7 protein-coding genes and 1 pseudogene are annotated in these 7,297 nt (G+C 62.1%); 5 read left to right on the top strand and 3 right to left on the bottom strand.

Annotated features, from left to right (window positions below; translation table 11 throughout):
* Positions 1-237: pseudogene (locus tag BLX41_RS34840) on the top strand (glutathione transferase); the annotation flags it as partial.
* Positions 238-243: 6 nt separating this feature from the next.
* On the opposite strand, the gene BLX41_RS08900 reads toward BLX41_RS34840, so the two are convergent.
* Positions 244-765 carry a DUF1993 domain-containing protein gene (locus BLX41_RS08900; protein WP_123724566.1) on the bottom strand — a complete coding sequence of 174 codons (522 nt, stop codon included), beginning with the start codon at positions 763-765 and terminating at the stop codon, positions 244-246.
* 131 nt (positions 766-896) lie between these two features.
* On the opposite strand from BLX41_RS08900, the gene BLX41_RS08895 reads away from it, so the two are divergent.
* Positions 897-1,376: a hypothetical protein gene (locus BLX41_RS08895; protein WP_404942752.1), complete on the top strand. Its 480-nt coding sequence runs from the start codon at positions 897-899 to the stop codon at positions 1,374-1,376.
* A gap of 39 nt (positions 1,377-1,415) precedes the next feature.
* On the opposite strand, the gene BLX41_RS08890 is transcribed toward BLX41_RS08895, so the two are convergent.
* Positions 1,416-4,790 (bottom strand): DEAD/DEAH box helicase, encoded by a 3,375-nt coding sequence (locus tag BLX41_RS08890; RefSeq protein WP_185073460.1) that lies wholly within the window; start codon positions 4,788-4,790, stop codon positions 1,416-1,418.
* Between the two features lie 359 nt (positions 4,791-5,149).
* Here BLX41_RS08890 and BLX41_RS08885 point away from each other — a divergent pair, with 359 nt between their 5' ends.
* On the top strand, positions 5,150-5,551 hold the full coding sequence (locus tag BLX41_RS08885) for a GFA family protein (RefSeq protein ID WP_123724564.1): 402 nt from the start codon (positions 5,150-5,152) through the stop codon (positions 5,549-5,551).
* Positions 5,552-5,566: 15 nt separating this feature from the next.
* On the opposite strand, the gene BLX41_RS08880 is transcribed toward BLX41_RS08885, so the two are convergent.
* The gene (locus BLX41_RS08880; RefSeq protein ID WP_123724563.1) at positions 5,567-6,190 is read right to left on the bottom strand and encodes a cell wall hydrolase; all 624 of its coding nucleotides are present in this window, start codon (positions 6,188-6,190) and stop codon (positions 5,567-5,569) included.
* A gap of 302 nt (positions 6,191-6,492) precedes the next feature.
* On the opposite strand from BLX41_RS08880, the gene BLX41_RS08875 reads away from it, so the two are divergent.
* Positions 6,493-7,026, top strand: a complete 534-nt coding sequence (locus BLX41_RS08875) for an RNA polymerase sigma factor (RefSeq protein WP_123724562.1) — start codon at positions 6,493-6,495, stop codon at positions 7,024-7,026.
* A partial coding sequence (locus tag BLX41_RS34835; protein WP_259744587.1) for a FecR/PupR family sigma factor regulator occupies positions 7,019-7,297 on the top strand: 279 nt, incomplete at its 3' end. The genes BLX41_RS08875 and BLX41_RS34835, both read left to right, overlap by 8 nt.

Here is a 7,297-nt window from a genome sequence, read left to right as displayed (position 1 = left end):
CCAGCCGCCGAAGCGGCGGTGGCCAAGCTGATCGATACTGCGCAAGCGCTGTTGGCGGAGGGTCGTGACTGTCTGTTCGGCCAATGGTCGATTGCCGATGTCGACCTGGCACTGATGCTCAACCGGCTGATCCTCAACGGTGACCCGATGCCCGCGAACCTGGTGGAATATGCCCGGTTCCAATGGCAACGGCCGGCGGTCCAGGAGTGGCTGCAGTTGCAGCGGCCGGCGCGGTGACGTTCATTACGGCTGACGCAGATAGGCAAACATGTGCTGGGCATAATCGGCCTTGCCCAAGGGCACGCCGTGATGCCGCAGGATGTTGTAGGCCGTGACCAGATGGAAATAGAACTGTGGCGTCGCCCAGTTGCGCGCGAATTCCTCGCCGGTCATATCGAAGGCGATGCCAGTGTGCAGCTCGATGGCCACGGCCCGTTGTCCGCTGCTGTCGATCAACTCACGATCCACTGCCGCCAGAAACGCCAGGGTGTCTTCGATCAGCGCCTTGGCCTCGGCCATGGTGGCCGGTGGCTGCAGCACGGTCACCGGTTGTCCGCCAAGGCGCTGCACCGCTTCCCGGGCCTGGGTGCAGGCGAAACGCACCTGGGCCGCCAGGTCATGCATGTCCGGGGCCAGGCGCGATTCCAGCAGGACCTGAGGATCGAAACCCAGCTCCCGGGCACGTTCCTCGCCCTTGGCCAACAGGCCGCTCAGCGCCCGCAGCATCTGGGCGAAACAGGGAACGGTGATGGTGTAGATCGACATGCAGCGTCCTCGCAGAGTAATGGGCCACCCACGGCACCCCTGGCAAAACCGACTGAATCCTAGCAGATCACAGCCCCCGCCTCCGGGACCGGACAACGCTAGAAAAGTACCCGTGCGCCGATCCGGCTGGTATGGTGCGCCCCTTGGAAATACACCGCCCGACCCTGAGGAACCTGACCTTGAGCAGTGAAGCAAAAATGACCGGTGACCTGTTCGAAGTCGACAAGCGCCTGGCCCTCAAGCCCATCGTCGACTTCAACAGCTACCTGCGCGCCGCCTTCGCCGACGGCCCCTGCACCTGTGGCCGCTGCGTCGCCAGCCAGGGTGACGAAACCGGCTACGCGTACCAGCACAGCTTCAACTTCGCCGGCCGGATCGTCCACCGCCGCTTCGCCTCCACCGCCGGCAGCGACGTGCTGCTGGCCCTGAAGAAGGCCTGGCTGTCCTACACCAAGGCCGAGCTGCAAACCAGCGGCAACCTGGACCTGGCGACCGTGAAGGAATTGGTCGAGCCCGAGCTGCACAAACTGCTGGTGCCGCTGTTCGTGGCCAGCGGCTTGACCCGTGACGTGGATGGCCAGTTGCAGATTCAGGCGCAAGTGGCCGCCTGAGCCTCGCGCCTTTGCGCTGATCGTCCCTGTTCCGTGCACCTACCCCGGCGAATCCGCAGTATCGAGCGCCACCCGGCGCGGCCGACGAATGCGCAACGCGCTGGCCAGGGTTCCAAACTGGGGACAGGCACTCCAGTCCTGAATGCTGCCAATCACGTAGACCCGCGCCTTGGCACGGGTCAGCGCAACATTCAGCAAGTTGGGTTTCGACGATGCCCAGTGGCGACTGCCACCCCCCGCATCTCCTGGCGCAGACCCCAGGACAATCAGCACGATGTCCGCCTCCTTGCCCTGGAACCGGTGCACGGTTCCCCAATCCACGGGCCAGTCTTTCTTGCTCATGTGAACACGCTTGAAGACGCTGCCACACTCGTGGGCGACTTTCCTGAAGGGCGAAATGACGAACACGCTGGCCAGCTTGCCATCGCCGTTGGTGGGCCAGTTGGCCCGCATCTTGAGCAGCACGGCCTCGAGAAAGTCCATTTCCTCGGCGACCACTTGCCCATCACTCGAGCTGCCCTGCACATCCAGCCAGGCACTGTCGCCCAACAGGCAATTGATCGATGCAGGATGTGTATTGGCCTGCACCATCTGCCCGGCGTAGGCGATATCGTTGGCGACCTTGAACATCGGATCGATACAGCGTCGGTGGGCCCGCAGGGGCAAGCCCGTCCAAACGGCTGTCTCCTGAGAATCGGGGCGACCGATCCAGGCGCCAAGGGCCATGGTTTGATCCGCCAGGGTCTGGGCCGACTCGGTGGCAGGCGACCACTTTACGTCCACCCCATGACGCCGACGCAGCTCGGCGACAATGGCTCCGGGCACCGTCATGACCGGTTCGATTTGCAGCGGATCACCAATGATGACCGCGCGTTGACTGCGCCATAGCGCCCCGGCCACCGATTGCACAGTGGCCTGCCCGGCCTCGTCGATCAACAGCCAGCCAATCGACTCTCGCCCAAACCCGGCGAACAGCCGATCAAAGGAAGCCAAGGTGCTGGAGACCACTGGAACGGTAAAAAACAGGATGTTCCAGAGGAGGCTCAATTGGTGTTCCTGAACCGGTTCCGGGGTCTCGCGCATGAGCATTTTCTTGAACGCTCGAAGGTTGGCAATGGCCTTGCCATGACTCGCCAGCAAGGTGGTCTCGTGCAAACGCAGTGCGGCCAGAAACAGCTGGGCGCGCAGGGCATCGAATTCAGGGTTCACCCAGACACTGGCCAAGTGACGCGAAGCAGCGTCCTGCTTGAAGAACTCGTTATCAGGCACCTTGGCCCCGGTCGCCTTGAACTCACGCACCAAGCGCTCCAACTGTTGCCGGCGCTGCTCGTACTGCCTGAGCTCCTGCTGCCACTGAGCCTGGGTATTCTCCAGAGTGGCACGCTCGCGCTCAAAGCCGGCGCGACTGACCTCAAGCTGACACTGTGCCTGGATGAATGCCTGCTTGCAGCGTGTTGATTGCTCAATCGCGTCTTGCCATGCCTGCGCGGCATCTGCCCTGGCTGTGCGCAGGCGACGACTCGACTCCGCCCAGTCCCGACAACGCTGAGTGACGAAACCCAAGGCTCGCAAGCAGCGATCCCAGAGAGGCAAGAGGCTGTCGCCTTGCTCCGCCTGCAAGCGGTCATTGGCAATCTGCTCCTGCAATCGTGTCCGCTGCTCCTGATCCTCGGCCTGCTCCAGCCGGACACGACACTGGGACAACCCGGCATCCGCTGTCGACAATCGTCCCTGCCATTGAGCCGGCAATTGCTGCAGACGCACCCGCCCCTCATCGATCTGGCGCTGCTTCGCCGCTTCCTGCTGACGCAGCATCGCCGAGTTGGCCAGCGCCTCCAGTACCTTGGAAAAGGTCGCCTGCTGCGCCTCGACCAGCCCACGCAACCGCAGGAACTCCTGCTTGGCCGCCCGCCACTGTTGCTCCGCATCGGCCGGAGGCGTCTCCAGCAGCGTCTTGATGTCGGTGGGCTGGCCCGGCGTGTAAGGCTCCTTGTGATAGTCACGGAAAAAAGCATTGGCAAACTTGCGCCGGTTGTCACTGTTGCCCAACGCAGCAGCGACCAGCCCCCAGGCCTGTGTCTTGATGTCGGCCGCGGCGAATACCTGTGCCGCGACCTCCTGGAAGTACCCGGCGTCCAGGTGTTCATCCTTGGCCAGCTTGGACCGAGCAGGCAGCTCCCGGGTGATGTTCTCAACCGCCGTGTTGTTGTTGCTGGTCACCACGATTCCGGTGCCGTCGACAATCGATGGCAAGAGCGGATAAACGCTCATGCCGCCAACGGTGGTTTTTTTCTCGAACGCGCTCCAGGGGTGATCGAGCCGGGCCAGTGCTGAAGCGCGCTGAACCACGATGTCCGCAACCACATCACAAAGCAGGGTGGTCTTGCCGGTTCCCGGCGGGCCGTTGACCGCGATCAGTCCCCCGTTCTTATGCAACTGAGCGCTGATCTGCCCCACAGCCGCTTGCTGCGCCAACATCAGGTGGTGCTGGCTGGAGGCAGGCCAGCGTCCCAAGGTCAACTTGTCAGGCGTAATGCAACTGACCATCGCCCCATGCCGCGTCAGGATGTCCTGGCGCTGATCGCTTGCAGAGCCAGGCCCCAGATACTGGTTCAGGGTTTTCCCCAGGGACTGGCCGCTGCCGGCGACTTTGATCAGGCGATCAAGATCGTTCAGGTAAAACGAATTGAGAAAATCGATGTCGTTCTCTGCCTTGTCCGACTCATTGCCTTTGCGCCGCCGACGCAATGTCGACTTGATGACCACGCTCAGAGGAAAGTCCAGAGGCACCGCGCTGAACAATGCCAATGCAAGGTTCAGTTCTTCGTTCAGTTCGTCCCAGGCCAAGGGCCGGGTAAAGGTTGCATCGCTGGCTGTACCGCCCGTATCGCCGCCCTGTACACCCTCAATCTCCGGCTCGACAACCGCCACTGCCGTCACTTCCGGACAACGCTCCTTGAAGGCTGCGGCCTGTTCCTGAATGTCGTCGTGCAAACCATCCAGTGTTTGCCGCCTCAGCAAACGACGCATGCCCAGGGTGAAACCCGCCGGCACATAGGAGTCCGCCAATCGTTGCCCCGAGCCATTGACCACAAAGGCGGCAATCCAGCCTTTGCCATTGAGTTGCTGAAGATCGCCTTCACTGAGGCGAGTCTCGGGGGTCACTGCTTGCAACAGGACCCTGGCCCAGTTGCGCGCCTCTGCGACACCGAGAAAAACCGCATGACTCCACTCTTCACTGTCGCTGGACAGCAACGAGTCGCGGTGGCCCTGCTCCCAGGGCAGCCTTTGACCGGGCTGGAAATAGGCCACCTTGTTGCGGGGCTTGGACTCTCTGTCAGGAGGACTGGGAATATTGAAGATTTCCACGTCCCGCCAAAAACGCAGTACATCGATAGCGCTGTTGTTACTCATTGCATTCCCTCGCGCAGCTGCGCATTCCATTGTCTGTCTCATTCCTATCCTGCCCGGTCAGGGAGCCTGGCGCTCTCCAACCGACACGCCCTGGCGCAGCGCCTGGCTACAGCCGGACAGCCTGATTGCCAGTGGGTAAGCGTGGGAAAATACGCAGGCAAAAATAAAGGCACAATAATATCATCTAGCGTCGCAACGGCTTTCGCCGATCAACCAATGCCTCACCCGCCACTCCCCGCTTGAGCATCAGCGCGCATTTGTACATCCTCCAGGTTTCGACCTGATAGCCCAGCCCCCCTTGAGCACCCGACTGAACAGGTTGTAGCACCGCAGGCCCTGAAACTTTGGAAACCCTCACCATGCAAACTCCCTATCAAGGCAGCTGCCTGTGCGGCGCAATCACTTACCGGGTGTCCGGCGCACTGAAAGCCGTCACCCACTGCCACTGCCGCAAATGCCAGAAAGGCCACGGCGCGGCCTTTGCCTCCTATGCCAGCGCGCCCCTTTCCTCGATCGATATCCACGACCCGACAGCCAGCCTCAACAGCTATGAGTCCTCTCCGGGCGTTCTGCGCCGGTTCTGCTCCCAGTGCGGTGCCTCATTGTTCTGGCGCAATACCCAGGGCGATTTTTCCGAGTGGATGTCGATTGCCATCGCCACCCTGGATACCCCCTTTACCGCGCCCAAACAGAAACACCTCTGCGTGGCCATGAAGGCCCCTTGGCACGAGATCTGCGATCAGTACCCGCAAGTGCCGTGATCGCTCGATCCACCACTAGCGCGCCGCTACATTCTTGGGTTTGTAGAACCTGAAGCTGCCGATCTCGGTGGTCTTGATGTAGGCCCTGGACCAATCCGGCGAGACGCTGCGATCGTGAAAGTACAGGGCGCCACCGGTACGGTCCTGGAGCTGCTGGTTCAACGCCTTGCGCGCAATCTCCTTGGCGATGGTGTAGCGCCCCTCCTCTTCCACTTGGTCCGGGCGACCGTCGCACCACCAGGAAAACTGGCATGGACTCTTTTCCGAACCCTGCTTGACCACTTCACACACCGTCCCGGGAAAACCCTCATGGCCCAGGCGGTTCAGAACCACATTGGCCACCGCTTCCATATCGGCAGACTCCCCCCCTTTGGCTTCCCAATAAATGGTCCGCGACAGGCAGGTAATGGCGTCGTCCACCGGGGCCTGGCCCGCGGGGTCCACCGCCTGGACTTCGGTTTTGGTGATGGGTGCGACCTGAGGCTCGGCCTTCGGACTTTCTTTGTCCGCAGCCTTCTGTTCCAGGACCTGGGCCTTGTCCTCGGCGGCGGCCTGGGCAGCAGGTTGCGGGGAGCCGGCCCAGGCCTGGGCGGCGCACAGCATCAAGGTGAAACAGATAACCCGTGCAATGAGGCGCATGATCGATCCTTCCAGCTAGATACAAAGGGCCCCCATACCAGCACTGCCCCTGGCCGAACGGCGCGGCGGCGCATTTCAATCATCTGACCGGGCCCGGTACGTTGACGCGTCGATGGGGGCGAACGGGTCATGGGGCCCATATTGAATCGACCATGGGCCATGGGAATCATTCCCTGTGGCCGGCCACGCCCGGAAAAGCGCCGCTGAAGCCAGAATGGAAATGTGCTGGTAATGATAAGAATTCTCATTAGAATGCCCACCCATTCACGCTGAGCCGTATCGGGTAGTGGGGACAGTGGGCGATGGAAACCGGAGACGACCAGCAACAACTCAGCGCGCTGTTCATTGCGCAGCGCGGGGGGCTGATCCGCATGCTTGCGCGGGTGGTGGGGTGCGCCAACCTGGCGGAGGACCTGGCCCAGGAAACCTACCTGCGCGTGGCCAAGGCGCTCAAGGCCCGTCCCATCGAGCACTTGCAGCCATTCCTCTACCAGACCGCCCAGTACCTGGCTTTCGATCACCTGCGCAGCCAGCGCAGCAAAAGGCGCTTCGAGTACCAGCCCACAGACGGCAGCCAGCTCAGTGAAGTGCCCACCGGCGCCCCCGGCCCGGAAAGCCACGTCCAGGGTCAACAGCAGTTGCACTTGCTGCAACAGGTATTGGCCACCCTGCCCAAGCGCCAGCAACAAATCCTGGTTTTGCATAAACTGCACGATCTTTCGCAAAGCCAGATTGCCCAGCGCTTGCAGGTTTCCCTGAGCACGGTGGAAAAAGACCTGCGCCATGCACTCAATGCCTGCATCAAAGCCACCGACCGGCAGAACCCTGATGACTGAACACCTCACAGCCCTTACCGGCGACGCCGTACGCGAGCAGGCGAGCGACTGGTTCACCCAGCGTGAGGCCATGACCCACAACGTGCTGCTGCGCCAGCGTTTCGAACAGTGGCGCAACGCCGATCCACAGCATGCCGAGGCCTACCGGGCCCTGGAGAACCTGTGGAACGCCAGCGCCTTCGAGCAGGCGCTGGAACATCTGGCGCTGGACCTGGAGCTGCCGGCCGCCCCGGCCCCCGCCACGCCGCGCAGAAAACGCCACCGCACTCGC

This window comes from Pseudomonas protegens (assembly GCF_003732485.1).
Taxonomy (GTDB): domain Bacteria; phylum Pseudomonadota; class Gammaproteobacteria; order Pseudomonadales; family Pseudomonadaceae; genus Aquipseudomonas; species Aquipseudomonas protegens_B.
This window is presented reverse-complemented; position numbering and strand designations above follow the sequence as displayed.